Origin of the sequence: Acinetobacter sp. OYA S30, assembly GCF_033599315.1 — a bacterium.
Classification (GTDB): Bacteria; Pseudomonadota; Gammaproteobacteria; order Pseudomonadales; family Moraxellaceae; genus Acinetobacter; species Acinetobacter baumannii.
Genome location: NZ_JAWVAV010000110.1, coordinates 1 through 1,324, shown reverse-complemented (window position 1 = coordinate 1,324; position 1,324 = coordinate 1). Strand labels below are relative to the sequence as shown.

Sequence of the window (1,324 nt, the reverse complement as noted above, 5' to 3'; positions counted from 1 at the left end):
TATTTCGGCTAATTAATTCATGCCGTTGCATACTGCCAATTACTTCATTTTCTAGGTTAGATAACTCACCCTTTTCCGAGCGTAATAGGGACTGCACATATTTAATTCGATAATCTGCCAGATCGGCCCGACAAATAAAGCTTGAGTAACTCCAATCTGGATGGTCTTTTAAAATTTCATCACTAATCACGTTACGGATGACTTCACCCGATACTAAATCTTTTAAAGGAAAGCTCTTTCCACATACGGCGCATTGGCGACACTGATTTTTATTCTCCATATTATCCAGCTCGCAATTAATCATAAGATTAGTATATAAACGATTTTTATTGAACGCATCGTAAATAAAAATAGCGCTCTAACCTAAAATCTGTAAAGTCGCTGAAACTATTTTTCGGTGGGCAGAAATCACAGGCTTCATATAATAAGATTTAAATGTCAGGAGTAGCGCAGAAAGATTAGGCTTTTCATAAATTATATTCTTGTAAAATATCATTTTTATTATTGAGAATTTTTTAGGGTGTCAAGGGAAAACATCTATGGTTTACTTCAACAATCATAACTTTGTAAGTTATAACCTTGTGCCTATAAACTTTTGATCTATAGCGTCCTAAGCCGAATCGAGACCTTTTGGGTGAGTACACACTAACGTTATACGTTTCGGTGCATGCTACTCTTTTCGATCCCTATCACACCCTTGAGATATAGTTTAGCCAGCACTCTGCGGGATTGTTTTTCTAAGAAAAGCGAATTTTTATTATTTTTGGGAATTTTTACGCCATTAGGCAAATTTAAAAGAATATATTCCCATTTATCTATAATTAGTTAAATTTAAATTCCACTTTATTTGTGTTTTTCGGTTTATTTTACCAACTCATTAATTATTTTGAGCAATGGTCCATCAGACTATAAAAGTAAATTACCCTTCACTTTTTAGCTGTGAAGGGCAAAATTCTTTTATAAAGAAATAAAACCATGCTTACGGGCTTGGTAAACGGTACATAAAGCGATAAGAGCAAAAGCCAGCATAAACCACGGAAAAGAAGCCGCCCCAAAACTTTCAAGCAGTCCCCCACCAACCATTCCACCGAATGCGATAGCAAGGTTAAATACAGTGACCAACATAGATTGAGCTACGTCGGCTTCGTGACCCGCAGTATTTGCCAAAGCTGTTTGTAATAAGGTTGGTGCACCACCAAAAGTTATTCCCCATAACATAACACCCGTCAGTACAACAAAACTTGAAGAACTATAAACACCCAAGAGCGCTGTTGCGATTGCAAAGATAAATAAGCTCAAAAGCGTTATTTTTCTTAATGAACGA

At 36.1% G+C, this 1,324-nt stretch carries 2 protein-coding genes; both read right to left on the bottom strand.

The annotated features are described in order from the left end of the window. Positions 1-280: hypothetical protein (locus R5R67_RS19340; protein WP_049590068.1), on the bottom strand; the 280-nt coding region annotated here is incomplete at its 3' end. A 677-nt stretch (positions 281-957) separates the two neighbouring features. Beyond that, positions 958-1,324: MFS transporter (locus R5R67_RS19335; RefSeq protein WP_318755193.1), on the bottom strand; the 367-nt coding region annotated here is incomplete at its 5' end.